Raw genomic sequence first — 26,773 nt, 5'->3', positions numbered from 1 at the left:
GAGTAGCTGTCGATGGCGCTGCGAAAGCCTTTACGCACGATCATTTGTGCCATGTCTGTGCGCAGCGCGGGGTGAAAGGCGGCGCCTTCGCTGCCTGCGATGCAGTGATCTGGCCAGAGCACCTGTGTTCCGTAGGGCATCGGCACGGTTTCAAACGGGGCCTTGCCCGCGTGTGAGGATGCGAAAGACGAGTGGCCCGCCGGGTGCCAGTCTTGCGTGAGCACCACGCAGCTGTGCGCCTCCATCAGCGAGTTGATGCCAGTGACGATCTCGTCACCACCCGCGACGGCGAGCGCGCCATTTGGGCAGAAATCGTTTTGAACATCGATGACGAGGAGGGCTGTGGCGGACATGCTATGGCTCCTTTGGAATTTGATTTGTATCACTGGGTAGGGGTGCATCGGGGTAAACTCAAGGGTAAACCCCTTGTCGAAACCGCGATTCCTAGCTAAGGCCGAGCCTATGTTTATACTTGCTGCACTCTATCATTTCACCCCGTTTGAAGACCCCGCTGCAATGCAGGGGCCGCTGCAGGACGTCTGCCGCGACAACGGTATCTCTGGCTCTTTGCTGCTGGCGCGCGAAGGTATCAACGGCACGATCGCGGGGCACCGTGCGGGGCTTGATACGGTTCTGGCGTATATCCGCGCGCTGCCCGGATGCAGCACGCTGGAGTGGAAAGAGAGCACTGCGGCGAGCCAGCCGTTTGCGCGCATGAAGGTGAAGCTGAAGAAAGAGATTGTCACCATGGGCCAGCCCGATGTGGACCCGCGCGCCCATGTGGGCAACTACGTGGAGCCTGAGGACTGGAACGAGCTGATCCTGTCGGAAGATGTGGCCGTGATTGACACGCGCAACGACTATGAGGTGGCTATCGGCACGTTCGAGGGCGCGGTTGACCCTATGACAGGGAGCTTTCGCGACTTTCCGGCCTGGTGGGAAGAGAACAAAGACCGCTTTCACAACAAGCGGATTGCGATGTTCTGCACCGGCGGGATCCGCTGTGAGAAATCGACCAACTACTTGCTGGGGCAGGGCGTTGAAGATGTGTACCACCTCAAGGGTGGTATTTTGAAATATCTCGAGAAGGTGCCTGAAGAGCAGAGCACGTGGAACGGCGAGTGCTTTGTTTTTGACGGGCGTGTCTCTGTGGGCCACGGCTTGCGCGAGGGGCCGCACGAGCTGTGCCATGCCTGCCGCCGCCCTGTGCTGCCTGAAGACAAGGCGCGCGACACGTGGGAGCAGGGGGTGTCTTGCCACCATTGCGTGGATGAGACGACAGATGAGGACAAGACCCGCTTTCGCGAGCGCCAGAAGCAAATCCGCCTTGCGGCGGAGCGGGGCGAACAGCACATCAAGGTTGATGTTCCTGTTGAGCCTTTGGCGTAACACCTACAGCGGCCAGGGGCGACCGGGCTGCGCGCAGGCCAAACGGCAGAATGTGTCGAATTTTCGCAATATTCAGCGCGTGACGTGTCGCGCAGCCGCACGCCGGGGTTGACGTTGCTTGCACTACATCTTTAGGTTGCGGCGTTGCGCGCGTGTGGTGTGCCTGTGTTTGAAGGTGAAGGGTTTACGGTTTGTTTTTAAAGAGTTTATTTCGGAAAAAGCGCCTTGAGCTGCCTGACAGTTGGGCTGTGTGCCACCTTGGCGACGAGCGGGCGTCATTTTTGCGGATCAACACACCGCTCAAAGACCCTGTCTATCAAGACGGGTTTGCTGTGAGCACTGTTTTTGCTGTGCCGATGCGGGCCTTGGGCGATGAGACGGACCTGTCTTTTGCCTTTGAAGATGCCCTGTTTGCAGAGCTTCAAGACGCAGGCCGCGGGATTGTTGCCGCTGTCATGACGACCGAGACGACGCGCGAATTCATCACCTATACGGCGGACAGCTCTATTGGTGCGAAGCTCCTAGGCAGGTTGCGCGCCAAGTTTCCGAACCTTGAGGTGTCGGTTTCCAGTCAGCTTGATGCCGACTGGCAGCTTTTTCACAGCTTGCTCCCGAAGGCATAAGCGCGCGTCATCCTCAGTTCAGGGCGTTGGCCAGCCCGAAGGCTGAGCCGATGAGCCCGAAGAGCGCGCGGGCGGCGTTGACTGCGGATTCTGTCGCCAGAACTGTGTCACCCGGTTGAATGTCAAAGCTGCGCGCGGCGAACAGGCCGTCGGCATTGGTGAGGTCAAAGGCGAAAACCACATAGGGCAGATCAGGCGTGGCGGGGCCTGTGCCTGTTTTGCCCGCTGCATATTCGCGCAAGACAAGCACGGCCTTCAGATTGGCGCGCGAGTCTGACAGACCTCCCAGCATCGAGAGGGCTTCCATGGCGCTGATGCGCTCTTTGTCGAAATTCACGATTTTCTCGGTGCCTGTCGCACCAAGCGCTGTGAAGTAGCGGCTGTCTTCGCGCACGATCAGCTTGTCACCGCCGCGCATCACGATGTTGAGCGACTGGTCTGAAAAGAGGCGCTCGGCGCGGATGTTGTAGGTTTTGTCGCTGCGAATGAGGCGGACAATCGGGTTGGGCAGGCTCTTGTCGATCCCGCCTGCGAGCGACAGCAAGCTGAGGATCGAGACGTTCTTGCTGGCGAGCGGATAGTTTCCGGGCGATGGCACGCCTGTGACGATATCAACCGAGTTTTGCTGGCCCGCGCGCAGCATGAGCTGCACCTGTGCCGAAGCCGAAATTTGCGCAAGCCGCTCTTGAATAAGGCGGCGGGCGTCTGAGGCATTCAGCCCCGAGACGACGACCTCTTCAAGGTAGGGAACAAAAATCGTACCTGATGGGGAGACTGTGAGGCCGCGCATCTCTGTGGATTTCGAGCCGCCCCCTGTGAGCAGGGAGTTTGTGTCACTGTCCCAGATGATCAGGTCGATTGTGTCGCCTGCGCGGATTGTGCTGGAGTTGGAGCCTCTGGTGCCTGACGGCCAGCTGTAGTGGGTGTGATCGCCCGTCTGGGGCCATTGTGCGAGCTGGGGCAGGTCGGCGCGGGTGACTTCAACCACCTGAAAGCTGGGTTCAGCTGCCTTTTGTTCGCGCACCACTTCCTGAACAAGCGCAGCCCCTCTGGGAAGGGAGCAAGCCGTTAAAGAAAAGGCAAAAAAGCCGACCAAGCAGCAACGTGTGAATATGCGCACAATATCCCCCCAAGAGACAAAATTTAGGTGCTTGGGTCTGTTTACACGCTATATGGAGTGCTAGAAAGCGCAAATACTCAGAGGAGGATACTTTTTGAGTAAAGTTCTTATCCTTGGCGCGACGGGCAAGTTGGGCGCGGCGCTGCGGCGCTACTGGGCAGAGTGCCCGCCTGCGGGGCTTGAGCCTGTCTGGCTGTCGCGCGCTGATCTTGAAGCGCCCGTGCCAGAGGCTGCGGCTGTCGTTGCGCTTTGGGGCGTGACGCAGGGCGCGCCTGATGTTTTGGCGCGCAACGTCGCTTTGGCCGAGGCGGCGCGCGTGCTGGCCAAGGCGGCAGGCGCTGAGCGCGTCATACATCTTTCAAGTGCGGCGGTTTATGGCGCTGAGCGCGCCGCGACAGAGGCCACGGCCCTTGCCCCGCTGGGCGCATACGGGCAAGCCAAGGCCGATATGGAAGCGCGGATTGCGCTTTTTGGAGCTTCGCCGCGCAACTGTGTTTTGCGGCTGGCCAATGTGGCGGGCTGTGACAGTATCTTTCGCACCTTGGCAGGGGGCGGCGTGGCCACGCTTGACCGCTTTGAGGATGGGGCAGGGCCGCGGCGCAGCTACATTGGCGTTGCTGCGTTTGGCGCTGTGCTGGAGGCGCTTTTGGCGCTGCCGCTGGCCGAGCTGCCACCCGTTCTGAACGTGGCGCAGCCTGAGGCGGTGGGCATGGAGGAGATTGTCAGCGCGGCGGGTGCCGAGCTGGCTTGGGTGCCTGCGCGGGCGGGGGCTGTGCAGGATGTGACGCTGGATGTGAGCGCGTTAAGCGCGCTTGTGGCGCTGCCTGAGGCGCAGGCCGGGGCGCTTGTGGCCGGCTGGAAACGCTATGGGGGCTGGGCATGAGCGTCAGCAAGCGGGTGCTGGATATTGTGCTCTCTCTTCTTTTGATGTTGGTGCTTTGGCCCGTGGCGCTGGCGATCGCCTTGGCGATCAAGCTTACGGATGGCGGCGCGGTGTTTTACATTGCCGAGCGCATGAGGGGCGTGGAGCAGCCGTTTATGCTCTGGAAGTTTCGCACCATGCGGGACGCGGCGCGCAATGCGGGGGTGTCGGGCGGCGATAAGGCGGCGCGGATCACACCTGTGGGCCGTGTCTTGCGGCGCTCGCGGCTGGATGAGCTGCCCCAGCTTTGGAATATTTTACGCGGTGATATCAGCTTTGTTGGCCCGCGCCCGCCGCTACGGTGCTATGTCGAGCTGTTCCCCGCGCTTTATGGCGAGGTGCTGAAGGCGCGCCCCGGGGTGACGGGGCTGGCGACGCTGGCGTTTCACCGCCGCGAGGAGGTCTTGCTGAGCGCTTGCGCAACGCCTGAAGAGACTGAGGCAGTCTATGTGCGCCGCTGCGTGCCTGTGAAGGCGAAGATCGACCTGATCTATGCGCGTGAGCGCGGCCTTTGCTATGACCTGCAGTTGATGGTGGCTACGGTGTTGCGCCGTGTGCCGCTCAGAGCGCGTCGAGGCCGCTCTTGAGGCTGGCAAAGCTGCCTGAGGCTTCCATGTGCGCGCGCAGGCGGGCGTTGTAGCCGCCTTCGGTGCTGAGAGAGGCCAGAAGCGGAGCCAGCGGGCTTGCGCTGAGGTTGGCGCCGATCAGGCTGCGCAGAAAATCTTGCGCTTTGGTTTTGTCCGCGCCTTGGGTTGCGGCCCAGTCGGAGGCTTCGATGAGCATTTGCACGACAGGCGACAGCACGGCTTGTGCGGCCAGCATTGCCGAAAACTCGGCCTCGGTCTCCATGGCGAAGATATCGTGTTCGCGAAAAAGATCGTCCAGCAGCGGCGCGCCGGGGAAGGCGATGAGCGGCGATCGTGTGTGTGCGATGGCGGGAAAGGGCAGCACGAGGCTGACCACTTCGGCGGGGCTGACGAGCGCGGCAAGCTCGGCCAGCGGCAGGTCGGCGATGAAAGAGATGATGCGCTGGTCGGCGCGGAACGTGAGCTGGGGCAGCAGGCTGCGCGCTGTGTCGGGCATGAGGCCAAGGCAAAGCACTTGGGATGCGGCGACGACGCCCGCGTTGTCGGCCACGCGCACGTTGGGGTAGGCCGCGCTGAGGCTGGCGGCATTGGCTGCGGAGCGCTCTGACACGGTGATCTGGTGGGCGCGGGGCGCGAGGGCGTGCACCACGGCTGTTGATATGGTGCCTGTGCCGAGAAAGCCGAGTTGCATGTGCCGCTCCGTTACAAGGTTTGGCGCAGACTGCGCAGGCTTGGCGCGCGGGTCAAGCAGAGTTGCGCCACGCAAAAGCCCGCGCGGGTTCAGGGCGCGGGCTTTGAAAGCTGTGAGACGCGCGGGGGCGTCTTAGCGCTTGCGGTCGCGGCGCGAGGACATCGGCTGGAAGGCGACGCCAACGTGGGCTTCACAGTAGGGCTTGCCTGTCTTGGTGGGTAGGCCGCAGAACCAGAAGTCGTCTGTTGCGGGGTCACCCACGGGCCATTTGCATGTGCGCTCTGTCAGCTCCATGAGCGTGAGGCGCTTGGCCTTTTTCTCGACTTCGCTGACCTTGGCGAGAGCCTCGGCGCTGATCTCGTTGTTGGAGGGCTGGGGCGGAAGCGGCTGGCCAGCCGGAATGATGGCGCGGCGGGCCGCACTTTTCGGGAAGGGCTTTACCTCGGCTTCGGGCGCGGGTGTCGCGGCCTCGACGGGGGCTGGCTCTTCTGCCTTGGGCTTGGGAGCCGCGGGGGCTGCCTTGGGCTTGGACGGCTTTTTGGGCGCAGCTGTGCTTGGCTTGGCCTCTGCTTTGGCCGCAGCACCTGTTGTGGTGCGGTTGGACAGGCCGAGGCGGTGAACCTTGCCGATCACCGCATTGCGTGTGACACCGCCAAGCTCTTTGGCGATTTGGCTTGCCGACTGGCCTTCGCCCCACATTTTTTTCAGTATTTCGACGCGGTCGTCTGTCCAGGACATGCGATTTCCTTGAGGTTGGAGGGCCGCGCGCACGAGGGCGGGCCAGAACTCGGATCAGCGCCCTATACTAAGCATCGTGAGCGTAGATACAAGGTGCAGAATCACTTCAGGGGCAATGGAGATGCCTTGAGTTGGCTTTCGCGCCACGCCAAGAGGCCTGCACCTGACAGAATAACGAGTGCGCCGAGGGCTGTGATGGCATCTGGCCATGTGGAAAACAGGGCCGCGTCATAGGCCGCCGCGAAGATCAGCGTGGTGAAGGCAAAGGGCGCGACATAGCTGGCCTCGGCCCGTGCCATAGCGCTGACAAAGAAGAATTGTGCGCAGGCCATGGCCGAGCCGACGCCTGCAAGCACGAGCCATTGTGCGGGCGTGGGCATGGCCCACACGGGCAGAACGGCGAGGCTTGCGATGGTGAGGCCGATGGCGTTGTTCACAAACAGGATCTGAAGCGGCGCTTCGCGGCCTGAGAGCTGTTTGATGAGAATAACCTCAAGCCCCATGAAAAGCGCAGCTCCAAGCGCAAAGAGCGCCCCGAACTCGAAGCTGGCAGGCGAGGGGCGCAAGAGGATCAGCGCCCCCAAGAAGGCAATGCCTGCCGCGCTCCAGCGGATCGGGCCGACACGTTCGCCCAGAAGCGGGATGGCAAAAACCATGGCAAACACGGGGTTGAGAAAGCTGATCGCGGTGGCATCGGCCATGGGAATGAACGCCACAGCGGTGAACATGAGGGTCACGCCGCTCCAGCCGAGAAAGGAGCGCGCGGCGTGCAGCTTGAGCGCGGGCGCGACGATGCGCTGGCGGCGCGCCAGCACCACCGAGGAGATGAGCAGAAAGGCAAAGAAAAAGCGGCCATGGCTGATCTGCAAGGGGTGCAGCGGTGTGCCAAAGCGCGGATCGGAGGCGAGCTTGGCCATGAGCGTGGAGCTGGCGATAAAGAAGGTCGCTGCCAGCATGAGCAAAACGGCAAGCCGCGCGTTGGGACGGGTGAGTGTGTTCATGGCGCAAGCGATAGTGGACGGTTGCGCCGTGGCAAGCGGTTTCTGCTTCCCTTGCGGCAAGCTGGCTGCTAGGAAAGCGCCATGTGCAACGCTGTGATCTCTTTCTTCTCACGACGCCGACGAGCCTAAGCTCGACGGATGCACGGCTTTGGGCGCAGCCATAATGCGCTCTTTTCTTCCCAAATGTTGACTATGCCCGCCTGCTTCGGCACTTATCGGGCTTCTTATAAAGGACAGGTCTATGATCCCTTCTGTATTGCCAACCTACAACCGTGCGCCGTTGAACTTTGTCAAAGGCGAAGGCAGCTGGCTTGAGGAAGCGGACGGGCGACGCTTTATCGACCTTGGCGCAGGTATTGCTGTGAACGCTTTGGGCCACGCGCACCCCGCGCTTGTGGCGGCGCTCACCGAGCAGGCGGGCAAGCTTTGGCATGTGTCCAACTTGTACGAAATCCCCCAGCAGCAGGCTTTGGCGGACAAGCTGGTGGAGCAGACATTTGCCGATAGCGTGTTTTTCACCAACTCGGGCACAGAGGCCTGCGAGCTGGCTGTGAAGATGGCGCGCAAATACTGGTATGACAAAGGCCAGCCCGAGCGTGTCGAGATCATCACCTTTGAAGGCTCGTTTCATGGCCGCTCGTCAGCGGGTATCGCGGCGGCGGGCAGCGAAAAGATGACAAAGGGTTTCGGGCCTTTGCTGGGTGGCTTCACGCATCTGCCATGGGGCGATCACGACGCGCTGCGCGCTGCCGTGACTGACAAGACAGCCGCGATTATGGTTGAGCCTGTGCAGGGCGAGGGCGGTATTCGCCCGTTGCCAGACCAGTGCCTGAAGGGGCTGCGCGACCTTTGCGACGACGTGGGCGCGCTGCTTATTCTGGATGAGGTGCAATGTGGCGTGGGGCGCACGGGCAAGCTTTTTGCCCATGAGTGGGCCAATGTCGAACCTGATATCATGATGGTGGCCAAAGGCATTGGCGGGGGGTTCCCGCTTGGCGCGGTGCTGGCGAAAGAAGACGCGGCCAGCGGCATGGTGGCAGGCACCCACGGCAGCACTTACGGGGGCAACCCTTTGGGCTGTGCTGTGGGTCTGAAGGTGATGGAGATTGTTTCGGAGCCTGACTTTTTGGCCGAGGTCAACACCCGCGCGGGTGGCTTGCGCCAAAAGCTTGAAGGGCTGGTGGCGGCGCATCCCGATGTGTTTGAGGGGGTGCGCGGATCCGGGCTTATGCTGGGTCTGAAGTGCAAGGTTGCGCCTGTAGATGTGGTGAAGGCGGGCTATGAGGCCGAGGTGATCACAGTGCCTGCGGCAGACAATGTGGTGCGGCTTTTGCCTGCGCTCAACATCACCGAGAGCGATATTTCAGAGGCGGTTGCACGGCTGGACAAAGCCGCAAGCGCGATAAGCGAAGGACTTAAGGCATGAGCCATTTTCTAGACATTCATAAGACAAGCAAAGACGATTTGCGCGGTATTATCGACCAGGCTGCGGCGATGAAAACCGCGCGCGCCGGACGCCCCAAAGGGGCGCTGGATGACGAGCGCCCGCTGGACGGGCAGATGGTTGCCCTGATTTTCGAGAAGCCGTCAACGCGCACGCGGGTGAGCTTTGATGCAGGTGTGCGCCAGATGGGCGGGCAGACCATGCTGCTCACAGGTAGCGAGATGCAGCTTGGCCATGGCGAGACGATTGCGGACACAGCCAAAGTGATGAGCCGCTATGTTGACCTGATCATGATCCGCACGTTTGACGAGAGCGTTTTGCTGGAGATGGCAGAGCACGCGACTGTGCCTGTGATCAATGGGCTGACCGACCGCACCCATCCCTGCCAGATCATGGCGGATGTGCTGACCTATGAGGAGCATCGCGGCTCGATCAAGGGTAAGAAGGTTGTCTGGTGTGGTGATGGCAACAATGTTTGCGCGAGCTTTTTGCACGCGGCAGCGCAGTTTGGCTTTGATATGGTTTTTGCAGGGCCAAGCCAGCTTGACCCGGAAGACGAGTTCATCGGGTTGGCGCGCAACGCGGGTGTGAGCGTGAGCATCGAGCGGGATGCGAAGAAGGCTGTAGAGGGGGCTGACCTTGTTGTGACGGACACTTGGGTGAGCATGCATGACGGGCAGAGCACGAAAGAGCGCCGTCACAATATGCTGCGACCCTATCAGGTGAACCAGGAGCTGATGAGCCACGCCAAGCCTGATGCGCTGTTTATGCACTGCCTGCCTGCGCACCGCGAAGACGAGGCGACAAGTGCTGTGATGGACGGGCCGAACTCGGTGATTTTTGATGAGGCCGAGAACCGCCTGCATGCGCAAAAAGCGATTGTGCGGTGGTGTTTGGGCGTCTGATCCGATTGTGCGCCTGACGGCGCGTAGGGTTTAACGCTGGGGGACTGGTCCCCCAGACCAGAGGCAAAGCTGGGGGACTAGTCCCCCAGACCGCAGATTTAACTGGGGGACCAGTCCCCCAGACCCCCTGGGATATTTCGGGCAAAAAGAAAGAGCGCGCGGTGGTGTTGAAGCCACGGCGCGCGCGTTTGTTTAGTTTACGACCGCATTCAGGATGTAGAAGATCAGCCCTGACATGATGGCGGCGGCGGGCACTGTGATGACCCATGCCGCGATGATTGTCATGAAGTGGCTGCGGCGTACGAGCTTGCGGCGGCGGCGCTCTTCTGGTGCGATGCGGCGCTCTTCTGGCAAGGTTTCGGAGCTGGCGCGCATACGGCGGGCCGCGTCCCACTCGCGGTAGAAGCCAACACCGAAGACAGCGCCAACAGCGATATGGGTGGAGGAGACAGGCAGGCCCAGCCAGCTGGCCACGATCACGGTGATGGCGGCGGATAGCGATACGCAATAGGCGCGCATCGGGTTGAGCTTGGTGATCTGGCTGCCGACCATGCGGATGAGCTTGGGGCCGAAGAGGAAGAGGCCGAAGCTGATCCCGAAGGCGCCGATGATCATCACCCACATCGGGATGGCGACTTTATCGGCAAAGCTGCCGAACTCGGCGGCGTGGACGATGGCGGCGAGCGGGCCAACGGCATTGGCCACATCATTGGCCCCATGGGCAAAGCTGAGCAGTGCCGCAGAGATCACCAGGGGGATGCCAAAGAGCACCTTGAGCGACTTGTTGCGGTTTTCCAGCCCTTCGGCCTGACGGCGGATGAGCGGGATTGTCATGATCCAGGCGAGGACACCAAGCGCGAGGCCGATGAGCAGAGCTGTTGGCAGGTCGATTTTCATAACCCGCTTGAGGCCCTTGAGGGCAAGGTAGGACGCAAAGGCGCCTGCCATGATGCCAACGAGAATGGGCACCCATTTGCGGGCGGCGGCGATCTTGTCTTCCTGATAGATGACACGGGATTTGATGAGCGCGAGGAAGGCGGCGGCGATGAGGCCGCCGAGCATGGGAGAGATCACCCAGCTGGCTGCGATGGCGCTCATGGTGGGCCAGTTGACCGCGCCAAAGCCCGCCGCGGCAATGCCAGCGCCCATAACGCCGCCAACAACAGAGTGGGTTGTGGAGACGGGCGCGCCAACCCATGTGGCAAGGTTGACCCAGAGAGCCGCAGAGATAAGCGCCGCCATCATCGCCCAGATAAACACCGAGGCCGAGGCCATGGTCGAGGGCGCAATAATGCCTTTGGAGATGGTGGAGACCACATCACCGCCCGCCAGAAGCGCGCCTGCGCTTTCAAAGACAACGGCGATGGCAATGGCCCCGCCGAGGCTGAGCGCATTGGCACCGACAGCCGGGCCCATGTTGTTGGCGACATCGTTTGCCCCGATGTTGAGCGCCATATAGGCCCCGAAGACAGCGGCGAGGATGACCACATAATTCTGCGGCTCAAAGCCGAAGAAGATGGCTGCCGAAAGGCCCGCGAGCACCATGAAAGCCAGCGCGATGCCCGGCCCGACCATGGGGCGGGAGACATACTGGGTGGCGTTTTCAAGATAGGACAGGCGGTGCAGGTCGCGGTCGAGTGTTTCGAGGTGGTCTGCGTCGTGTTTGTTGAAGTCGCTCATTGGGGCCCCCTTTGGCGTTGGAGGTCGGTTAGAGAAGGTTGGCGCTCATTTCAATCAATTTGTCATAAAACTGATACAAAACTGTTACAAATTGCGCAGCATGTCCTGAAGCTGGGGTTCGCGCACCATATTGGCGGCCTCGGACGGGCTGACCCATTTGCGGCTGCGCTGGGCGGCCTCGGGGTAGTCGTCTTTCATTTCGCTGACCTGCACGGGGAACACCAAAGTCTCTACCGCGACGGGGAGGCCGTTTTTAAGCTCTTTGTCGTAGTTGTAGTGCCCAAGCGCTTTGCCTGCGGTGCCTTTGCGCACGCCAGCCTCTTCCCATGCTTCTTGCAGAGCGGCTTCGGGGGCGTTTTTGCCATCAATCGGCCAGCCCTTGGGGATGATCCAGCGGCCCGTGTCGCGCGAGGTGACAAGGAGGATTTCTTTGGCATCGCTGCCCTTGGCCTGCTTGTAGCAGAGCGCGGCGACCTGTAGCCGTTTGGGACGGCGCAGCAACGGGCCTAGGAGTTCTTCCCAAGCTTTCTTAAATGGGTTGTTCATGGTGGCCTGACTATCTGCCGTATTTTTATATTTATTGATTAACACGTATATAGCGCGTTCATGCCGCAATTGCAAAGGGGGCGCTCAGGAGCGGCGTTTTGTGCGCAAGGTCGGGTCGGCTTCGCGAGGGTCTTCTGGCCACGGGTGGCGCGGGTAGCGGCCACGCATATCCTTGCGCACGTCGCTGTAGGAGGTGTCCCAGAAGGCGGGGATATCCATGGTGGTTTGCACCGGGCGCTGGGCGGGCGACAAGAGCGTGACCCGCAGGGGCTTGCCCGCCACCTGCGGGTGGCTGCGCTGGCCGAACATCTCTTGAATGCGAAGCGAGATTTCGGGGTGCTCGCCTGCGTAATCAATCGGGATGTTGCGGCCCAGTGGCGTGGTGAAATGTGCTGGCGCGTGCAGGGCGAGCGCTTGGCTTTGCGGGTAGGTCAGAAGGGCTTGCAGGGCATCGTGGATGTCAAAGCCCTTCCACTGGCCATCGGTTTTGATGCCGGTGAGGTAGGGCGCAAGCCAGTCTTCCAGCGTGGGAAGCAGCGCCTCGTCGGACATATCGGGCATCTCATGGCCAGCCGCGGCCAGCAGCGCCACGCGCGCGCGCAGGCGCTCGGCTGCGGGCGAGGGGCGCAGGCCCAGCTCGCGGATGCCTGCGCACATGGCGGCGGCGATGGCCTCGGGCGGGGCTTCCTTCCAGAGGCGGCTTTGCAGGGCGATCTGGCCCAAGCGCTCGTCTTCGCGCGCCAGCACACGGCGCTCGCGGCGCGACCAGTCACAGCTTGTTTGCCACGTGATTTCGGTGGCAAAGATCTCGCGCAGCTCGGCTTCGCTGATCTGGAGGGCGGCGCGGATGCGGGCTTCGCGGGGGTGGCCGTCTGTGTCGGTGATCACGAGAAGGCGCGCGGCGGCGAGGCTGTCATCTTCGGCCAGATAGGTGCCTTTGCCCCCTGTGGTGAGGTAGCGGGGCGCATCGCCTGTGCGGCGCAGCGCGACACGGTCGGGGTAGGCGAGGGCGGCCATTTGTGCCGCTGACATGGCTTGGGGCGCGGCGGGTGCCACGCGAGCGAGGCGCTTGGCCTCGGTGCGCACCTGTGCAAGCGCCGCATGGTTGACCTGTTGGGGCACATCGCGGGGGCTATTGAGCGCCTTGAGGCGGAGAGACAGATCGGCAGGCGCGCCTTTGAGGATGTCGCGCTCTGACAGGAGGGCGGCCAGATCGGCGGCGGGTTTGCCTGCAAGCGTGAGCATATGGCCAAGGCGCGGATGCACGGGCAGGGCGGCCAGCGCGCGGCCATGGGGCGTGATGCGCATCTCGTGATCCAGCGCGCCGAGCGCTTGCAAGAGGCTCTGCGCCTCGGCCAATGTGCCTTCGGGGGCAGGCGTGAGCAGAGGCAGGTCGGCGCTGCCCCAGAGGGCCAGCTCCAGCGCGAAGGGGGCAAGGTCGGCGACCTCTATTTCGGCGGGTGCAAAGGCCGGCAGCGCGCCGTCTTCGCCTTTTGTCCAGAGGCGGTAGCAAAGGCCCTCGGCGACACGGCCAGCACGGCCTTGGCGCTGGGTGGCTTCGGCGCGGCTGGCTTTTTCTGTGACAAGGCGTGAGAGGCCAGAGCCGGCATCATAGCGCGCACGACGGGCGAGGCCTGCATCGAGCACCACGCGGACATCCTGAATGGTGAGCGAGGTTTCGGCGATGGAGGTTGCCAGCACGATCTTGCGGCCTTTGGTGGCGGGGCGGATGGCGGCTTGCTGGTCTTTGAAGGGAAGAGCACCAAAGAGCATGTGCACGCTGACGCCCTCTGGCACGCGCTGTTCCAGTAGCGCGGCGGCGCGGCGGATTTCACCCTCACCCGGCAGGAAGGCGAGCAGGCCCCCTGTGGTTTCGGGCAGCACAGCGAGGGCTTTTTCGGCCATGGCTTCGGGCAGGCGTGTGCCTTTGGGCAGGGGCTTGTCGAGCCAGCGTGTTTCGACGGGGAAGCTGCGGCCCTCGGATGTGATGACGGGGGCCTTGCCCATGAGCGCGGCCACGGGGGCTGCGTCAAGCGTGGCGGACATGACCAGGAGCTTGAGGTCGTCGCGCAGGGCGTCGCAGATTTCAAGGCAGAGGGCGAGGCCGAGATCGGCATTGAGCGAGCGTTCGTGGAACTCGTCAAAGATCACCATCCCGATGCCTGCAAGCTCGGGGTCGGATTGCAACATGCGGGTAAGGATGCCTTCGGTCACCACTTCGATGCGGGTGTGCGGGCTTGTCTTGCTTTCGCCGCGGATGCGGTAGCCGACGGTTGCACCGACCGCTTCGCCCAGAGTGCTGGCCATGTATTCGGCGGCAGAGCGCGCGGCGAGGCGGCGGGGCTCGAGCATGAGGATGCGACCTGCCACAAGGCCCGATTGCAACAGCGCGAGCGGCACAGCTGTGGTTTTGCCTGCCCCCGGTGGTGCCTGAAGCACAGCGCGGGTGCCGCTTTTGAACGCGGTCAGCAGCGCGGGCAGCGCGTCATGGATGGGGAGCTCGGACATGGGCCTAGAGAGCATGGCGCGGGCTGGACAATCAAGCGGCAAAGAGGGCATATCTTTGGCCATGGATATTGAAGTTGTTGCACAGAATATTTTGGACGGGGACAGACGCGCCCTTGCACGGGCCATCACGCTTGTGGAAAGCGGCCGTGAAGACCACCGCCAACAGGCGCGGGCGCTTCTGGAGCGCTTGAAGGGCGCTGAGCGGCAAGCGCTGCGGATTGGCCTGTCTGGTACACCCGGTGTGGGCAAGTCGACGTTTATCGAGAGCTTTGGCCTTATGCTGGTGAAGGCGGGGCTGCGGGTGGCTGTGCTGGCGGTTGACCCGAGTTCGGCGCGCTCGGGCGGCTCTATTCTGGGTGACAAGACGCGGATGGAGTTTCTCACCCGCGAAAAGAACGCCTTTATTCGGCCCTCGCCGAGCCAGACCCAACTGGGCGGTGTGGCGCGGCGCACGCGTGAGGCTGTCGCTTTGTGTGAGGCGGCGGGCTTTGATGTGATCCTGATCGAGACCGTGGGTGTGGGGCAGTCAGAGACCGTTGTGGCGGAAATGTCTGATCTCTTCATCCTGCTTCTGGCGCCTGCGGGGGGCGATGAGCTGCAAGGGGTGAAGCGGGGCATCATGGAGATGGCGGATATCATCTTGGTGAACAAGGCCGATGGCGACCTCAAGCCAGCTGCCACGCGCACCTGTGCCGATTATGCTGGCGCGCTGCGCTTGCTGAGAAAGCGCGCGCAAGACCCTGAGGGCTTTCCCAAGGCCATGACGGTGTCGGCGCTGGAAGAGCAGGGGCTTGCCGTGGCTTGGGAGGCGATGTGTGAGCTGTCTGACTGGCGGCGCGCCAACGGGCATTTTGACGGCACGCGCGCGCGGCAAGCGCGGCACTGGTTTGCAGAAGATGTGCGCCAAGGGCTTTTGGCGCGCTTGCAGACGGGCGATATGCGTGCGGTCATGGATGCGCTTGCAGAGCAGGTTGAGGCTGGCGAGATCACGCCTTCGGCAGCAGCGGCCGAGGCGCTTGCGCAGTTGGGCGGCTAGGCCGCGCTTTCGGAAAGATTGAACACGGCTTTTGGCCGCGCGAAAAATGGGTGTGGCTTTGGCCTTTTGCGGTGCGTGGGCTCTTGATTTGGGCTGGTTTCGCGCGCTGAACTGGGGCTCTGAACGGGAGCACGCGCATGGCCATCACCTATCTCAAATCTGCCGACAAACAGGCCGAGGCCCAAGCGGGCGCTGATGTGGCGGATACAGTTTCTGTCATGTTGGCGCGCATTAAGGCGGGCGGCGAAGAGGCCGCGCGCGACTATGCCACGCGGCTGGATGGCTGGGATGGCGATGTTGTGGTGGGTGAAGAGGCCGTTGCGGCGGCTGTGCGTCTGGTGCCGCAGGCGCTTAAAGACGATATCGCCTGGGCGCATGACAACATTCGCCGTTTTGCCGAGGCCCAGCTGGCTACGGTGAGTGAGATGGAAATAGAGCTTCGCCCCGGGCTGTATGCGGGGCAAAAGCTGATCCCGCTGAGTGCGGCGGGGGCCTATGTGCCCGGCGGGCGCTATGCGCATATCGCCAGCGCTTTGATGACGATTACCACCGCGAAGGTGGCGGGGGTCGGGCATATCACTGCGTGCTCGCCGCCCAAGCCTGACCAAGGCATTCACCCCGCCATTCTCTACGCCATGCAGCTTGCAGGCGCGGATCGTATTCTGGCGATGGGCGGTGTGCAGGGGATTGCCGCTATGGCGGGGGGGCTTTTCGGGGCCAGACCTGCCGATATCCTGATCGGGCCGGGCAACGCCTATGTGGCCGAGGCCAAGCGGCAGATGTTTGGCCCTGTGGGCATCGATATGTTTGCCGGGCCGACCGACAGCATGGTGATTGCTGATAGAGCCGCAGATGCTGTGACGGTCGCATGGGATTTGGTCTCGCAGGCCGAGCACGGGCACAACTCGCCCGTGTGGCTGGTGACAGACAGTGCTGCGCTGGCGCGGCGGGTGATGGCGCTTGTGCCCGAGCTTGCCGCCGAGCTGCCAGAGGTAAACTGTGCGGCGGCGCTGGCCGCATGGCGGGATCTTGGCGAAGTGATTGTCTGTGATACGCGTGACGAGATGGCGGAGGTGTCCAACACCTATGGCCCCGAGCATTTGCATGTTCAGGCCGCGGATCTGGGGTGGTGGCGCGCTGCGCTCACGTCTTATGGCTCGCTCTTCTTGGGCGCGGAGACGACTGTGAGCTTTGGCGACAAGGCCGCTGGGCCGAACCATACGCTGCCCACCTCTGGCGCGGCGCGCTACACGGGGGGGCTATCGGTACACAAGTTTCTCAAGACCGTGACGTGGCAACGTGTCGAAGACGAGGCTTTGCCCGACCTTGCACGGGTGACCGCGAATATCTCGCGCCACGAAGGTATGGAGGGCCACGCCCGCGCGGCAGACATCAGGCTTGAGGCGCTGAGGCCCAAGCTGAAGCTGGCGACAGGCTGAGTTAGCCGCAGATTTGCTCGGATGTGTTCGCGTATTCGCGGTATTTCTTCCAGAAACGCTCGTGCATCGGGTTGTCTGACTGGCGAATGTCCTGGGCTTTTTGCGGGTCACGGTAGAACGACGCTGCGAGCGACTGGTCGCGCCCTGACAGGGACATATCGGCCACCGCCTGAATACAGCCGCAGAGCTGGCGCGAGCGCGCCTTACGGTCAGACGCAAGACAGGCGCGCGAAATAGGGCCCGAGGCCGAACTTGGCGCGGCGGATGTATAGCGCTCGGCGGCTTTGTAGCCCCCGCCGCCGCAACCGACGAGAAGGACAAGGGAAGCCAGGGCAAAAAACTTGGTCATAGGGACTGCTCTCATTGGGGCATTTGCGCCCGCGTTTCTGCTATAATGGCCGAAGTGGCGTAGATTTTCAATGACATCTCCGTGATCAAACCGCGCTTTTGCTGCGCCAAATTGCCCGTGGGCGGTGTTGTGGTTGGAGGTGTCGGGTTTGGGCATTATTGGTAAAAAGGGCGCTGAGTTGGAAGTCATTTACAGCTTTCAACTATTGGTTGACTGTGTTGGGCGATTTGAAGCAGTCTTGTGGTTTGTTGAGTAGTAGGATTTACCCATGAAGTACCTTGAGCCTTTTGCGAATAATCCGAACACTCCAAGGCTCATTCCAAACTCCAAACAGCCTGAGCGAAAGCTTCTGTCGGTTTTCTTGGCCTTGCTCGGAATGTCGGTAAGTGCGCGAGAAACTATTTTGAAAAATTGCGGCTATAACAGCGGTAGAAGCTGTTCGTTTCAAAGCGCGATGGAAGTTTCGTTCAAGAGTTCGATGGTTTCGGACGTTAGGCCTGATGGCTTGATTGTCTGCACTCGTGGAAAAGCGCAGTGGGCGGCCTTTGTTGAGGCAAAGGCTGAAAAAAATGCAATCCGATCTGACCAGATTCATAGCTACTTAGACTTGGCTAAACAGACGGGTGTTGGAGCCGTCATCACGATTTCCAATGAGTTTGCCCGAACACCAGACTCGCCGCCCTATCACTTGGATGCGAAGAAAACTCGCAACACAAACGTGTTTCATTTTGCTTGGGCAGACATCAGGACTAGTTTGGAGATGTTACGCGTCCACGGTGGACTGGAAGCGGTTGAGCTGGCGCTTGTTAAAGAATGTCTCGATTTTTTTTGGGACGAACGTTCTGGTGTGGCGACTTATGATGCAATGCCAGAGGTCTGGCCTGCCTTTGTTGAGGCGGCATCAACAACTCTAGGCTTCAACGCAAATGTGAAAGGGCTGACTGAAGTAGTTTACGGCTGGCAGCAGGAACGGCGTGATTTATGCTCTAAGTTGATTCACTTTTCAGGTGTAGAGGTTGAGCTTAGGCATGTTGCTGGCGTGCGGGCGGATGATGCAGCACGCACCAAGGTCGATAGACAGATGTTAGCGGATGATTACACGATGTCGGCGCACTATCACTTCAAAGCCCAAAAGCTGACGGCTGAAGTTTTGCTAGATTTGCGTGCTTGCCGAATGACTGCAGGGCTCGATATTCCATTACCTGAAAACAAAGGTGCGAAAGCAACTGTTGCGTGGCTTGCGAAGGTGCTTGGAGGTCAGCCTTTGGCCGACGCTAGTATCTGCATTGATTGGCCTGGGCGCGGTGTCAGTAGCTTGCTCACTGTTGACGCCTTTTTGCGTGAACCTGAGTACTATGTGGAGGGGCAAAAACTACCTCCCAAAGGAGTGAAGCTTATGGTCTCACGGCACGGTGTACGAACATTTAAAAGCCGTAAGAAAGTCATTTCGGATGTTGAGGCAATGGTGTTGGAACTGGTCAGTTATGCGCGAGACAATGCTTGGGTATGAGTTCACAACCCACCTTGACCAAACCCTAAATCCACATCATATCCCAATCCATGACAGACCTAGCTCACATACGCAATTTTTCGATCGTGGCGCATATTGACCACGGGAAATCCACGCTGGCTGACCGGCTTATTCAGGAGACGAATACAGTCGCTCTTCGGGATATGAAGGAGCAGATGCTTGATGCCATGGATATCGAGCGGGAGCGCGGGATTACCATCAAGGCCAATACGGTGCGGATCGAGTATACGGCGCAGAACGGGGAGAACTATGTTCTCAACCTGATCGACACGCCCGGCCATGTCGACTTTGCCTATGAGGTCTCCCGCTCGATGCGTGCGGTTGAGGGCTCTTTGCTGGTTGTGGACTCTACCCAAGGTGTTGAGGCCCAGACGCTGGCAAACGTCTATCAGGCGATTGACGCGGATCACGAGATTGTCCCTGTGCTCAACAAGATCGACTTGCCCGCGAGCGAATGTGACCGTGTGGCCGAGCAGATCGAAGATGTGATCGGGATTGACGCCTCTGGCGCGATCAGGGTTTCGGCCAAGACAGGTGTTGGCATCAAAGAGACGCTTGAGGCCGTGGTGAGCCTTTTGCCTGCGCCCAAAGGGGACCGCGACGCGCCGCTCAAGGCCATGCTCGTGGACAGCTGGTATGACAGCTACCTTGGCGTGATTGTTCTTGTGCGGATTATGGATGGGGTGCTCAAGAAGGGCGACACCATCACGATGATGCAGAACGGCTCAAAGCACCATGTCGACCGTATTGGCGTGTTTCGCCCTGCTATGGACCCTGTGGCCGAGCTTGGGCCAGGGGAGATCGGCTTTCTGACGGCCTCGATCAAACAGGTGCGCGACACCAAGGTGGGCGACACGATCACCCACGACAAGCGCCCCACAGACAAAGCGCTGCCCGGCTTTAAGCCTTCTGTGCCTGTGGTTTTCTGTGGTCTCTTCCCTGTGGATTCAGCCGAGTTTGAAGACCTGCGCGATGCGATTGAAAAGCTGGCGCTCAATGATGCGAGCTTTAGCTACGAGATGGAAACATCTGCGGCGCTGGGCTTTGGCTTTCGCTGCGGCTTTCTCGGGCTGCTGCACCTTGAGGTGATCCGCGACCGTATCGAGCGCGAGTATGACATCGAGCTGATCACGACCGCGCCGAGCGTGATTTACCATGTTTACCTCAAAGACGGCACGATGCTGGAGCTGCACAACCCAGCAGATATGCCTGACTTGTCTGTGGTGGATCACCTTGAAGAGCCGCGCATCAAAGCGACCATTCTGGTGCCCGACGAGTACCTTGGCGATGTGCTCAAGCTCTGTCAGGACCGCCGCGGTATTCAGGAAGACCTGACCTATGCGGGCAGCCGCGCGATGGTTGTCTATGACTTGCCGCTCAACGAGGTGGTGTTTGACTTTTATGACCGCCTGAAGAGCGTGACCAAAGGCTACGCGAGCTTTGACTACCAGATGCTGGGCTACCGCGAGGATTACCTTGTGAAGATGTCCATTCTGGTCAACGACGAGCCTGTAGACGCCTTGAGCACCATGGTGCACCGTGACCGCGCCGACATGCGCGGACGCGCGATGGTGGAGAAGCTCAAAGACCTGATCCCGCGCCATATGTTCAAAATCCCGATTCAGGCGGCGATTGGCGGCAAGGTGATTGCCCGCGAAACGCTGTCTGCGATGCGCAAAGACGTGACCGCCAAGTGCTACGGCGGCGACGCCTCACGCAAGCGCAAGCTCTTGGACAAGCAGAAAGCCGGTAAGAAGAAAATGCGCCAGTTCGGCAAAGTGGATATCCCGCAGGAAGCGTTTATTTCGGCGCTGAAGATGGATGGTTAATCTGTTCTTTTGATAGGCTGTGGGAGGCAGCGTATTGCTTGCAATGCGCGTTCCCACTCGGTGCTGGTGGAGCGCTGTGGGTTTGGTGTTGAAGGCGGGTGGGCGATGCGTAAGTCATACGTGCCGTGACTTAAATAAGTGATCGAGTTCGAAGAAAAAGGTAAGATCGTGGCAGACTTCCTGACAAAAGACTTACCTGATTCCCTTTACCGCTATCGTAATGCTAACTCAGGCTATTTTTGGGATGAGCTTGACGAAGCAATAACCTCAAACCGCCTGTTCCTCAGTGAAGCAAAAAAACAGAACGACCCATTTGAATTTCGACCTGTTTTGGCCGAAGTAACTTTGAGTGAGGCAAACAAGATTGTTAAGCAAAGGTTTCGAAACAAACCAATAATTTCGCGTGAACGAGCAAGCGAATTAGGTGGAAGAAAGCTATCTCGGAGCCAGTTTAGGCGGTCCATCGGCAAAGCAAAGCCTTCGGTTCAAATTGCTAAACTTGAGCTAGAAATCAGCAAAAAGACTTTTCTTGAGCTGCCTAATAAGACGAAGTTAGCTTGTTTCAGCGAAGATCTTCACAATATTCCGATGTGGGGAAATTACGCGGGTAATCATACTGGTGTTTGCTTGGAGTTTGAGCTCCGACTTTCATCAAGAAGTTCAACAGATGAGCCAATCGCTTTCCCAGTAAGCTATCAAGCAAAACGTCCATGTGTTGGCTTTGATGCTTTGTATGAGTTCACAAGTAGGGGCAGCAAAAAACAAGCTGATAAAAACTTATTCAATTCTGTATTTGAGGCCTTCTTTTTGACTAAATCGGAACATTGGTCCTATGAACGAGAGTGGCGAATACTTGAATCATCTGACCATACCGCTGGGTATCGACGAGTTTCATCTCTTCAGCTTTCCAAGATTTACTGCGGCGTCCGAATGGAATCTGGAAAGTTAGACCAAATAATGGATCGATACGGAGGCAAGGTAGAAATTTGGACCAGCTCTGTTTCAGCGGAAGATTTTAGTTTGGTCTTCACTCAAGTGAGCTAAAACGCGCGGAATCAAGGCCGTAGGCCGCTGGGCAATCGCTGGCCCGCCTCCACGGGGCAGCGATTGGGCTGAGGGGTGCGCGCGGTTTGGTCTGGGGAGTGGTTTGGCTGGCATAAAGTGCTTTGTCACAGATGTTGGATCGCCACCCCGCGGGCCAGCGAGCGCGCGGCTTCTGGTGGGCCCTAGGGCCAGCGCGCTCGCCGTGCATAAAACCCCAATAAAACAGGCCCCGCCTATAGACAGCCCCAAGCTTCCCTACTATACGAGCCAGATCGCGTGGCCTCAGATTCGTCTGGGGCCCGTTATATTTTTCGCTGGGGACCTTCGGGGCCCTAAAAGACCGAGCAAAACAAATGCTCGAAACATACGGTCGGGGCAACCCGACCTTGCTTAACGGAAGACAGAAAGCATGGCACTCAAGTCGTATAAACCGACGACGCCGGGCCAACGTGGGTTGGTGCTGATCGACCGTTCGGAGCTGTGGAAAGGACGTCCCGTCAAAGCCCTCACCGAGGGTCTGACGAAATCGGGCGGCCGGAACAACACCGGACGAATTACATCACGTCGTCGTGGTGGTGGGGCAAAGCGCCTTTACCGCATCGTAGATTTCAAGCGGAACAAATTCGATATCGCCGCAACGGTTGAACGGATCGAATATGACCCGAACCGCACCGCGTTTATCGCTCTCGTAAAATATGAAGACGGTGAGCAGGCCTATGTGCTTGCACCTCAGCGTTTGGCTATCGGTGACAAAATCATCGCGTCTGCGAAAGCAGACATCAAGCCAGGCAACGCGATGCCCTTCTCGGGCATGCCGATCGGCACGATTGTTCACAACATCGAAATGAAGCCAGGCAAGGGCGGGCAGATTGCACGCGCAGCCGGCACATATGCACAGTTTGTTGGCCGCGATGGTGGCTATGCCCAGATCCGTCTGAGCTCGGGCGAGCTTCGCATGGTGCGTCAGGAGTGCATGGCGACTGTTGGTGCTGTGTCAAACCCTGACAACTCGAACCAGAACTTCGGTAAAGCCGGCCGTATGCGCCACAAAGGCAAGCGTCCGTCTGTTCGTGGTGTTGTTATGAACCCGATCGATCACCCACACGGTGGTGGTGAAGGCCGTACATCAGGTGGTCGTCACCCGGTGACACCTTGGGGTAAGCCGACGAAGGGTGCTCGCACTCGCAACAAGAACAAAGCGTCAAGCAAGCTTATTATCCGCTCGCGTCACGCCAAGAAGAAGGGGCGGTAACATATGTCACGCTCTGTTTGGAAAGGCCCCTTTGTGGATGCTTACGTGCTTAAGAAAGCCGAAGCGTCACGCGAGAGCGGTCGTAAAGAAGTCATCAAAATCTGGTCGCGCCGCAGCACCATTCTGCCGCAGTTCGTGGGTCTCACGTTCGGCGTCTACAACGGCCAGAAGCACATTCCTGTAAACGTCACAGAAGACATGATCGGTCAGAAGTTTGGTGAGTATTCACCAACGCGCACCTATTATGGCCATGCTGCTGACAAAAAAGCGAAGCGGAAGTAAGCCATGAGCAAGGATAAAAATCCCCGCCGCGTGGCCGACAACGAAGCAATGGCAAAACTGCGCATGCTCCGTACAAGCCCGCAAAAACTGAACCTCGTCGCCGCCATGATCCGCGGCAAGAAAGTTGACAAGGCCCTCACGGACCTGACTTTCTCCAAAAAGCGGATCGCGGAAGACGTGAAGAAGTGTCTTCAGTCGGCGATTGCCAATGCTGAAAACAACCACAACCTCGACGTTGACGAGCTCGTTGTCGCTGAGGCCTATGTGGGCAAAAACCTTGTGATGAAACGTGGTCGTCCACGGGCTCGCGGTCGTTTTGGTAAGATTATCAAGCCGTATTCAGAGCTCACCATCAAGGTGCGTCAGGTAGAGGAGCAAGCATAATGGGTAATAAAGTAAATCCGATTGGCATGCGCCTTCAGGTAAACCGTACGTGGGACAGCCGCTGGTTTGCGAACACAAAAGACTTTGGTGACCTTCTTCTGGAAGACATCAAGATCCGTGAGTTCGTGAACAAAGAGTGCAAGCAAGCGGGCATCGCCCGTGTGATCATCGAGCGTCCGCACAAGAAGTGCCGCGTTACGATCCACACAGCACGCCCAGGTGTGATCATTGGTAAAAAAGGCGCGGACATCGAGACGCTCCGCAAGAAGATTGCCAACCTCACAGCTTCCGAGCTTCACCTCAACATCGTTGAAGTGCGCAAGCCCGAGATGGACGCTGCCCTCGTTGCCGAGAGCATTGCCCAACAACTCGAGCGTCGTGTCTCTTTCCGCCGTGCTATGAAGCGCAGCGTACAGAACGCAATGCGCATGGGTGCCCTTGGTATCCGTGTCAATGTGGCTGGTCGTTTGGGCGGCGCGGAAATCGCGCGGACCGAATGGTACCGCGAAGGCCGCGTTCCGCTTCACACACTGCGTGCGGATATCGATTATGCTCACGCTGAAGGTATGACAGCTTACGGCATCATCGGCATCAAAGTCTGGATCTTCAAAGGCGAGATCATGGAACACGACCCACAGGCTCACGATCGTCGCGCGCAACAATTCCAAGATGGCCCTGCACCTCGTGGTGCTGGCGGCCGTCGTTAAGGGGGGCTGAGATATGCTTCAACCAAAGCGCACCAAATTCCGCAAACAGCACAAAGGCCGGATTAAAGGTCTTGCGAAGGGCGGTTCTGATCTGAACTTCGGGACATACGGTCTTAAGGCTCTCGAGCCTGAGCGCGTAACAGCCCGCCAGATCGAAGCTGCACGTCGTGCCATGACGCGTCACATGAAGCGTCAGGGCCGTGTCTGGATCCGCATCTTCCCAGATGTGCCTGTCACAGCCAAGCCCATCGAAGTTCGTATGGGTAAAGGTAAAGGCTCGGTAGACCGTTGGACTGCCAAAGTTAAGCCTGGCCGTGTGATGTTTGAAATCGACGGTGTCGACGAAGACGTGGCACGCGAAGCTCTGCGCCTTGCGGCCATGAAGCTTCCGATCAAATCACGCGTCGTCGTACGCGAAGATTGGTAAGATAGTGGTGGGTTAACACCCACCCTACAAAAGAAAAGAAACCCCCGTCTGAGCAATCAGGCGGGGGTTTTTCTGTTTGGGTCGGTGAGGTGGGTTGGGGCCCACCCCAAAGGTCAGAGCAGGGTGATCGTCGAGCGGGTCGAGATCGACTCTTCTTCAAGGCGCTTGGCGGCGCCGATGTGCCACATGAGGCCGGATTGGCCCTGCGAGGCCGCAAGCCCGAGGTTGTCGGCCGAGGTGCGGGCCTTGTCGGCGCTGTCCATCAGGGCATCGGCCAGCTTGGCGCGGGTGGCCCGGATCTCGTCAAGGCGGGCTGTGTAGGCCTCTTCGGTGATCGTATTGGCGGCTCTTTGGCGCTTGAGCGCTTTCAGCTCGGCATCTTGCTTGGCAAGAAGGCTTGGCAGGGAGGTTTTGATTTCGCTCAACGTCGCATTGGCGTTGCGCAGCGAGAGGGCCATATCCCCTTGGGAGACGGTTGCAACCCGCGCGGCGACTTTGCGTTTGCCGTGCCCGTGGCCCACAACCGCGCCGACAGCGCCTCCCGCAACCGCGCCAGCGACGCATTTGCTGGCATTGCTGGCCGAGATCAGCCCGAGGCCACAGCCGACGGCGGCCCCCATGGCAGCCCCTTTGCCAGTAGAGCGGCGGACCAAATCGCGCGACATTTGCTGTAGCGTTTCGGCTTGCTCGTCAATGAGGCGCAGCTCGGGAGAGCTGGTGGCGAAATTCAGCGGCGCGGCGTCGCCCCGCGTGGCGACTTCGTTGCTGGCTCCACAGGCTGTCAGCGTTGAAAACGCGACGAGGGACAGCACGGCTGGCTTTAGGGTGATCATGGGTATTGCCTCTGATTGTCTTCTTTGATCTGACAATGGCAGGCAAATGTGGCGAAAATCGGAAATTTTGCGACAAATCGTTAATAAAGCGTTAACGAAATCTTAAGGCTTAAACCCACTTATAGTTAAAGCTCACAGAAATGCGGTCATCTTCTGACATGTTCATCGGCACTTCGTGGCGCAGCCAGCTCTCCCAGAGCAGCACATCGCCGACTTTGGGCGCCGCGTAGACAAATGTTTGTGCATCGCGGCCCGCTGTTTTGAGGCGGGGCGGCGCGGCCATCATACGGGCAGAGCGGGGGTCTTCGAGCTTGAGTGCGCTCGCGCCGTCAGGCATCGCCACATATGTCGTGCCGCTGATGGCGGAATGGGGATGGATGTGTGAGGAATGCATCCCGCCTTCGGGCAGGATATTGATCCAGAGGTCTTCCAGCTCGAGCTTGCCTTCGCCCAGATCCAGCTCAAGCGCCTTGGCAAAGGCCGCGACATGGAGGTCGAGTGACTTGATCAGATCGGCAAAGACGGGCGAGCGCCAGCCAAGGTCTGTGAGCGAGGCATAGCTTGTGTAGCCGGGGTAGCCGTTTTCTTCGCACCAGGCCTGACCTGCCTCATCGTCATCGGCAATGCCATAGCAGGAGCTTTCGAGCTCGTCGGCGTCAACATTTGGGCCGAGCTCCGAAAGGGCGGCACGGTAAAGGCGGGTCACGAAGAGGGATTCTATATCTGACATAGCAAAGTGATAGCGCGGGGGCGGGCAGAGGGCCAGTAGGTTTGCGCACAGCTGGCGGCAGGTATAGAGACGGCATGTTCGGGCGACTCGGCGATGTGGCTTTGGCCCTTTTGAAAAAGGGCTGTCACAGGGGTTGCCAAGTGAGCGAAAGCCACATATACGGCGCACTTCTACCCATGACCTCCACTGGAATCAGGGTCACGCTCGTGCGGCCTACCAGTGATGTTGAAAAGGAAAAGACCATGAACGCATCAGACTTGCGTGACAAGACGGTTGACCAGCTCAAAGAAGAGCTCGAAAACCTTAAGAAAGAAAGCTTTAACCTGCGCTTCCAGTCGGCCACAGGCCAAATGGAAAACACAGCTCGTGTGCGTCAGGTTAAGCGGACAACAGCCCGCGTGCTGACAATCCTCAACGAAAAAGCCGCTGCTGCGGCTGCAGAATAAGGGAGCCTGAGCTATGCCAAAGCGTATCCTCACAGGCGTCGTAACAAGCAACCAGAACGAACAAACCGTAACGGTTTCAGTAGAGCGTCGCTTCACACACCCTGTTCTGAAAAAGACCATCCGTAAGTCCAAAAAGTATCGGGCTCACGATGAGAAGAACGCCTACAACGTAGGTGACCAGGTACGGATCGTCGAATGCGCGCCCCGTTCAAAAACCAAGCGTTGGGAAATTCTGGAAGCGTAAGCTTCTAGCCTACCAACATTAGAAACCCTGGGGACTAGGCCACGCATCGGCCCCCCATAGGTCAGGAGAAACCATATGATCCAGAT

Annotated in this window: 29 protein-coding genes; 18 read left to right on the top strand and 11 right to left on the bottom strand. The window is 59.5% G+C overall.

All coding sequences use genetic code 11. From position 1 onward, the window contains the following. The coding region (locus tag ACTG3X_RS13475) for an isochorismatase family protein (RefSeq protein WP_439111796.1) at positions 1 to 353 on the bottom strand (353 nt) is incomplete at its 3' end. A 109-nt stretch (positions 354 to 462) separates the two neighbouring features. On the opposite strand from ACTG3X_RS13475, the gene trhO reads away from it, so the two are divergent. Together trhO and ACTG3X_RS13465 are read left to right on the top strand one after the other, a co-directional pair. Then, a complete protein-coding gene (gene trhO, locus ACTG3X_RS13470; RefSeq protein ID WP_439111795.1) occupies positions 463 to 1,389 on the top strand; it encodes an oxygen-dependent tRNA uridine(34) hydroxylase TrhO in 927 nt (308 codons plus the stop codon). A 191-nt stretch (positions 1,390 to 1,580) separates the two neighbouring features. Continuing rightward, complete coding sequence (locus ACTG3X_RS13465) at positions 1,581 to 2,012, top strand: DUF695 domain-containing protein (protein ID WP_439111794.1); 432 nt, start codon at positions 1,581 to 1,583, stop codon at positions 2,010 to 2,012. A gap of 13 nt (positions 2,013 to 2,025) precedes the next feature. On the opposite strand, the gene ACTG3X_RS13460 is transcribed toward ACTG3X_RS13465, so the two are convergent. Further along, a complete protein-coding gene (locus tag ACTG3X_RS13460; protein WP_439111793.1) occupies positions 2,026 to 3,036 on the bottom strand; it encodes a polysaccharide biosynthesis/export family protein in 1,011 nt (336 codons plus the stop codon). A gap of 190 nt (positions 3,037 to 3,226) precedes the next feature. Here ACTG3X_RS13460 and ACTG3X_RS13455 point away from each other — a divergent pair, with 190 nt between their 5' ends. After that, the gene (locus ACTG3X_RS13455; RefSeq protein WP_439111792.1) at positions 3,227 to 4,015 is read left to right on the top strand and encodes an NAD-dependent epimerase/dehydratase family protein; all 789 of its coding nucleotides are present in this window, start codon (positions 3,227 to 3,229) and stop codon (positions 4,013 to 4,015) included. After that, positions 4,012 to 4,641 carry a sugar transferase gene (locus tag ACTG3X_RS13450; RefSeq protein ID WP_439111791.1) on the top strand — a complete coding sequence of 210 codons (630 nt, stop codon included), beginning with the start codon at positions 4,012 to 4,014 and terminating at the stop codon, positions 4,639 to 4,641. Before ACTG3X_RS13455 ends, ACTG3X_RS13450 begins: the two co-directional genes overlap by 4 nt. Here the strand turns inward: ACTG3X_RS13450 and ACTG3X_RS13445 are convergent. The 3 genes from ACTG3X_RS13445 to ACTG3X_RS13435 all read right to left on the bottom strand — a co-directional run bounded on the left by ACTG3X_RS13445 (position 4,616) and on the right by ACTG3X_RS13435 (position 7,071). Beyond that, the gene (locus tag ACTG3X_RS13445; protein ID WP_439111790.1) at positions 4,616 to 5,332 is read right to left on the bottom strand and encodes an NAD(P)-binding domain-containing protein; all 717 of its coding nucleotides are present in this window, start codon (positions 5,330 to 5,332) and stop codon (positions 4,616 to 4,618) included. The genes ACTG3X_RS13450 and ACTG3X_RS13445 overlap by 26 nt on opposite strands. A gap of 132 nt (positions 5,333 to 5,464) precedes the next feature. Next, a complete protein-coding gene (locus tag ACTG3X_RS13440; RefSeq protein ID WP_439111789.1) occupies positions 5,465 to 6,070 on the bottom strand; it encodes a GcrA family cell cycle regulator in 606 nt (201 codons plus the stop codon). 101 nt (positions 6,071 to 6,171) lie between these two features. Further along, positions 6,172 to 7,071, bottom strand: coding sequence for a DMT family transporter (locus tag ACTG3X_RS13435; protein ID WP_439111788.1), 900 nt, complete (start codon positions 7,069 to 7,071; stop codon positions 6,172 to 6,174). Positions 7,072 to 7,312: 241 nt separating this feature from the next. Between ACTG3X_RS13435 and ACTG3X_RS13430 the strand changes: the two genes are divergently transcribed. Continuing rightward, entirely contained in the window at positions 7,313 to 8,497 is a 1,185-nt protein-coding gene (locus ACTG3X_RS13430; protein WP_439111787.1) for an aspartate aminotransferase family protein, read from the top strand. Next, on the top strand, positions 8,494 to 9,420 hold the full coding sequence (gene argF / locus ACTG3X_RS13425; RefSeq protein ID WP_439111786.1) for an ornithine carbamoyltransferase: 927 nt from the start codon (positions 8,494 to 8,496) through the stop codon (positions 9,418 to 9,420). The genes ACTG3X_RS13430 and argF overlap by 4 nt, the downstream gene beginning before the upstream one ends. A 192-nt stretch (positions 9,421 to 9,612) precedes the next feature. Here the strand turns inward: argF and ACTG3X_RS13420 are convergent, their stop codons facing one another. The 3 genes from ACTG3X_RS13420 to hrpB all read right to left on the bottom strand — a co-directional run bounded on the left by ACTG3X_RS13420 (position 9,613) and on the right by hrpB (position 14,154). Next, positions 9,613 to 11,100: an inorganic phosphate transporter gene (locus ACTG3X_RS13420; protein ID WP_439111785.1), complete on the bottom strand. Its 1,488-nt coding sequence runs from the start codon at positions 11,098 to 11,100 to the stop codon at positions 9,613 to 9,615. A gap of 84 nt (positions 11,101 to 11,184) precedes the next feature. Then, positions 11,185 to 11,646, bottom strand: a complete 462-nt coding sequence (locus ACTG3X_RS13415) for an NUDIX hydrolase (RefSeq protein ID WP_439111784.1) — start codon at positions 11,644 to 11,646, stop codon at positions 11,185 to 11,187. A gap of 84 nt (positions 11,647 to 11,730) precedes the next feature. Continuing rightward, a complete protein-coding gene (gene hrpB, locus ACTG3X_RS13410; protein WP_439111783.1) occupies positions 11,731 to 14,154 on the bottom strand; it encodes an ATP-dependent helicase HrpB in 2,424 nt (807 codons plus the stop codon). A gap of 61 nt (positions 14,155 to 14,215) precedes the next feature. Between hrpB and meaB the strand changes: the two genes are divergently transcribed. After that, positions 14,216 to 15,190, top strand: a complete 975-nt coding sequence (gene meaB / locus ACTG3X_RS13405; RefSeq protein ID WP_439111797.1) for a methylmalonyl Co-A mutase-associated GTPase MeaB — start codon at positions 14,216 to 14,218, stop codon at positions 15,188 to 15,190. Positions 15,191 to 15,327: 137 nt separating this feature from the next. Beyond that, a complete protein-coding gene (gene hisD / locus ACTG3X_RS13400; RefSeq protein ID WP_439111782.1) occupies positions 15,328 to 16,629 on the top strand; it encodes a histidinol dehydrogenase in 1,302 nt (433 codons plus the stop codon). A 1-nt stretch (position 16,630) separates the two neighbouring features. On the opposite strand, the gene ACTG3X_RS13395 is transcribed toward hisD, so the two are convergent. Next, on the bottom strand, positions 16,631 to 16,978 hold the full coding sequence (locus ACTG3X_RS13395; RefSeq protein WP_439111781.1) for a hypothetical protein: 348 nt from the start codon (positions 16,976 to 16,978) through the stop codon (positions 16,631 to 16,633). Between the two features lie 268 nt (positions 16,979 to 17,246). Here ACTG3X_RS13395 and ACTG3X_RS13390 point away from each other — a divergent pair, with 268 nt between their 5' ends. The 8 genes from ACTG3X_RS13390 to rplP all read left to right on the top strand — a co-directional run bounded on the left by ACTG3X_RS13390 (position 17,247) and on the right by rplP (position 24,434). After that, on the top strand, positions 17,247 to 18,488 hold the full coding sequence (locus ACTG3X_RS13390) for a hypothetical protein (protein ID WP_439111780.1): 1,242 nt from the start codon (positions 17,247 to 17,249) through the stop codon (positions 18,486 to 18,488). 50 nt (positions 18,489 to 18,538) lie between these two features. After that, entirely contained in the window at positions 18,539 to 20,338 is a 1,800-nt protein-coding gene (lepA, locus tag ACTG3X_RS13385) for a translation elongation factor 4 (RefSeq protein ID WP_439111779.1), read from the top strand. 138 nt (positions 20,339 to 20,476) lie between these two features. After that, a complete protein-coding gene (locus tag ACTG3X_RS13380) occupies positions 20,477 to 21,382 on the top strand; it encodes a DUF2971 domain-containing protein (RefSeq protein ID WP_439111778.1) in 906 nt (301 codons plus the stop codon). Positions 21,383 to 21,791: 409 nt separating this feature from the next. Further along, positions 21,792 to 22,634: a 50S ribosomal protein L2 gene (rplB, locus tag ACTG3X_RS13375; RefSeq protein WP_439111777.1), complete on the top strand. Its 843-nt coding sequence runs from the start codon at positions 21,792 to 21,794 to the stop codon at positions 22,632 to 22,634. A 3-nt stretch (positions 22,635 to 22,637) separates the two neighbouring features. Continuing rightward, positions 22,638 to 22,916, top strand: a complete 279-nt coding sequence (rpsS, locus tag ACTG3X_RS13370) for a 30S ribosomal protein S19 (RefSeq protein ID WP_439111776.1) — start codon at positions 22,638 to 22,640, stop codon at positions 22,914 to 22,916. Between the two features lie 3 nt (positions 22,917 to 22,919). Continuing rightward, entirely contained in the window at positions 22,920 to 23,300 is a 381-nt protein-coding gene (gene rplV / locus ACTG3X_RS13365; RefSeq protein ID WP_439111775.1) for a 50S ribosomal protein L22, read from the top strand. Continuing rightward, positions 23,300 to 24,007: a 30S ribosomal protein S3 gene (rpsC, locus tag ACTG3X_RS13360; RefSeq protein WP_439111774.1), complete on the top strand. Its 708-nt coding sequence runs from the start codon at positions 23,300 to 23,302 to the stop codon at positions 24,005 to 24,007. The genes rplV and rpsC overlap by 1 nt, the downstream gene beginning before the upstream one ends. A 13-nt stretch (positions 24,008 to 24,020) precedes the next feature. After that, positions 24,021 to 24,434, top strand: coding sequence for a 50S ribosomal protein L16 (gene rplP / locus ACTG3X_RS13355; RefSeq protein ID WP_263765437.1), 414 nt, complete (start codon positions 24,021 to 24,023; stop codon positions 24,432 to 24,434). Positions 24,435 to 24,547: 113 nt separating this feature from the next. Here the strand turns inward: rplP and ACTG3X_RS13350 are convergent, their stop codons facing one another. After that, the gene (locus ACTG3X_RS13350) at positions 24,548 to 25,267 is read right to left on the bottom strand and encodes a hypothetical protein (RefSeq protein WP_439111773.1); all 720 of its coding nucleotides are present in this window, start codon (positions 25,265 to 25,267) and stop codon (positions 24,548 to 24,550) included. 109 nt (positions 25,268 to 25,376) lie between these two features. Further along, the gene (locus tag ACTG3X_RS13345; protein WP_439111772.1) at positions 25,377 to 25,997 is read right to left on the bottom strand and encodes a TIGR02466 family protein; all 621 of its coding nucleotides are present in this window, start codon (positions 25,995 to 25,997) and stop codon (positions 25,377 to 25,379) included. 242 nt (positions 25,998 to 26,239) lie between these two features. On the opposite strand from ACTG3X_RS13345, the gene rpmC reads away from it, so the two are divergent. After that, positions 26,240 to 26,443, top strand: a complete 204-nt coding sequence (rpmC, locus tag ACTG3X_RS13340) for a 50S ribosomal protein L29 (protein WP_439111771.1) — start codon at positions 26,240 to 26,242, stop codon at positions 26,441 to 26,443. 13 nt (positions 26,444 to 26,456) lie between these two features. Beyond that, positions 26,457 to 26,687, top strand: a complete 231-nt coding sequence (rpsQ, locus tag ACTG3X_RS13335) for a 30S ribosomal protein S17 (protein ID WP_089887382.1) — start codon at positions 26,457 to 26,459, stop codon at positions 26,685 to 26,687. Positions 26,688 to 26,773 lie beyond the last annotated feature (86 nt).

This window comes from Lentibacter sp., assembly GCF_965658795.1.
In the GTDB taxonomy this organism is placed as follows: Bacteria; Pseudomonadota; Alphaproteobacteria; order Rhodobacterales; family Rhodobacteraceae; genus Lentibacter.
Note: the sequence above shows the minus strand (reverse complement) of the source record. Positions and strands in the feature narration are given on the sequence as shown.

What these genes read in the sequence shown, in the direction of transcription:
- ACTG3X_RS13345 (WP_439111772.1), bottom strand. Translation starts at nt 25,997, where the DNA reads ATGTCAGATATAGAATCCCTCTTCGTGACCCGCCTTTACCGTGCCGCC.
- ACTG3X_RS13390 (WP_439111780.1), top strand. Translation starts at nt 17,247, where the DNA reads ATGAAGTACCTTGAGCCTTTTGCGAATAATCCGAACACTCCAAGGCTC.
- rplV (WP_439111775.1), top strand. Translation starts at nt 22,920, where the DNA reads ATGAGCAAGGATAAAAATCCCCGCCGCGTGGCCGACAACGAAGCAATG.
- ACTG3X_RS13430 (WP_439111787.1), top strand. Translation starts at nt 7,313, where the DNA reads ATGATCCCTTCTGTATTGCCAACCTACAACCGTGCGCCGTTGAACTTT.
- ACTG3X_RS13420 (WP_439111785.1), bottom strand. Translation starts at nt 11,100, where the DNA reads ATGAGCGACTTCAACAAACACGACGCAGACCACCTCGAAACACTCGAC.
- rpsS (WP_439111776.1), top strand. Translation starts at nt 22,638, where the DNA reads ATGTCACGCTCTGTTTGGAAAGGCCCCTTTGTGGATGCTTACGTGCTT.
- rplP (WP_263765437.1), top strand. Translation starts at nt 24,021, where the DNA reads ATGCTTCAACCAAAGCGCACCAAATTCCGCAAACAGCACAAAGGCCGG.
- ACTG3X_RS13350 (WP_439111773.1), bottom strand. Translation starts at nt 25,267, where the DNA reads ATGATCACCCTAAAGCCAGCCGTGCTGTCCCTCGTCGCGTTTTCAACG.
- rpmC (WP_439111771.1), top strand. Translation starts at nt 26,240, where the DNA reads ATGAACGCATCAGACTTGCGTGACAAGACGGTTGACCAGCTCAAAGAA.
- ACTG3X_RS13415 (WP_439111784.1), bottom strand. Translation starts at nt 11,646, where the DNA reads ATGAACAACCCATTTAAGAAAGCTTGGGAAGAACTCCTAGGCCCGTTG.
- ACTG3X_RS13450 (WP_439111791.1), top strand. Translation starts at nt 4,012, where the DNA reads ATGAGCGTCAGCAAGCGGGTGCTGGATATTGTGCTCTCTCTTCTTTTG.
- hrpB (WP_439111783.1), bottom strand. Translation starts at nt 14,154, where the DNA reads ATGTCCGAGCTCCCCATCCATGACGCGCTGCCCGCGCTGCTGACCGCG.
- meaB (WP_439111797.1), top strand. Translation starts at nt 14,216, where the DNA reads ATGGATATTGAAGTTGTTGCACAGAATATTTTGGACGGGGACAGACGC.
- rplB (WP_439111777.1), top strand. Translation starts at nt 21,792, where the DNA reads ATGGCACTCAAGTCGTATAAACCGACGACGCCGGGCCAACGTGGGTTG.
- ACTG3X_RS13445 (WP_439111790.1), bottom strand. Translation starts at nt 5,332, where the DNA reads ATGCAACTCGGCTTTCTCGGCACAGGCACCATATCAACAGCCGTGGTG.
- ACTG3X_RS13440 (WP_439111789.1), bottom strand. Translation starts at nt 6,070, where the DNA reads ATGTCCTGGACAGACGACCGCGTCGAAATACTGAAAAAAATGTGGGGC.
- ACTG3X_RS13395 (WP_439111781.1), bottom strand. Translation starts at nt 16,978, where the DNA reads ATGACCAAGTTTTTTGCCCTGGCTTCCCTTGTCCTTCTCGTCGGTTGC.
- rpsC (WP_439111774.1), top strand. Translation starts at nt 23,300, where the DNA reads ATGGGTAATAAAGTAAATCCGATTGGCATGCGCCTTCAGGTAAACCGT.
- argF (WP_439111786.1), top strand. Translation starts at nt 8,494, where the DNA reads ATGAGCCATTTTCTAGACATTCATAAGACAAGCAAAGACGATTTGCGC.
- ACTG3X_RS13435 (WP_439111788.1), bottom strand. Translation starts at nt 7,071, where the DNA reads ATGAACACACTCACCCGTCCCAACGCGCGGCTTGCCGTTTTGCTCATG.
- lepA (WP_439111779.1), top strand. Translation starts at nt 18,539, where the DNA reads ATGACAGACCTAGCTCACATACGCAATTTTTCGATCGTGGCGCATATT.
- hisD (WP_439111782.1), top strand. Translation starts at nt 15,328, where the DNA reads ATGGCCATCACCTATCTCAAATCTGCCGACAAACAGGCCGAGGCCCAA.
- rpsQ (WP_089887382.1), top strand. Translation starts at nt 26,457, where the DNA reads ATGCCAAAGCGTATCCTCACAGGCGTCGTAACAAGCAACCAGAACGAA.
- trhO (WP_439111795.1), top strand. Translation starts at nt 463, where the DNA reads ATGTTTATACTTGCTGCACTCTATCATTTCACCCCGTTTGAAGACCCC.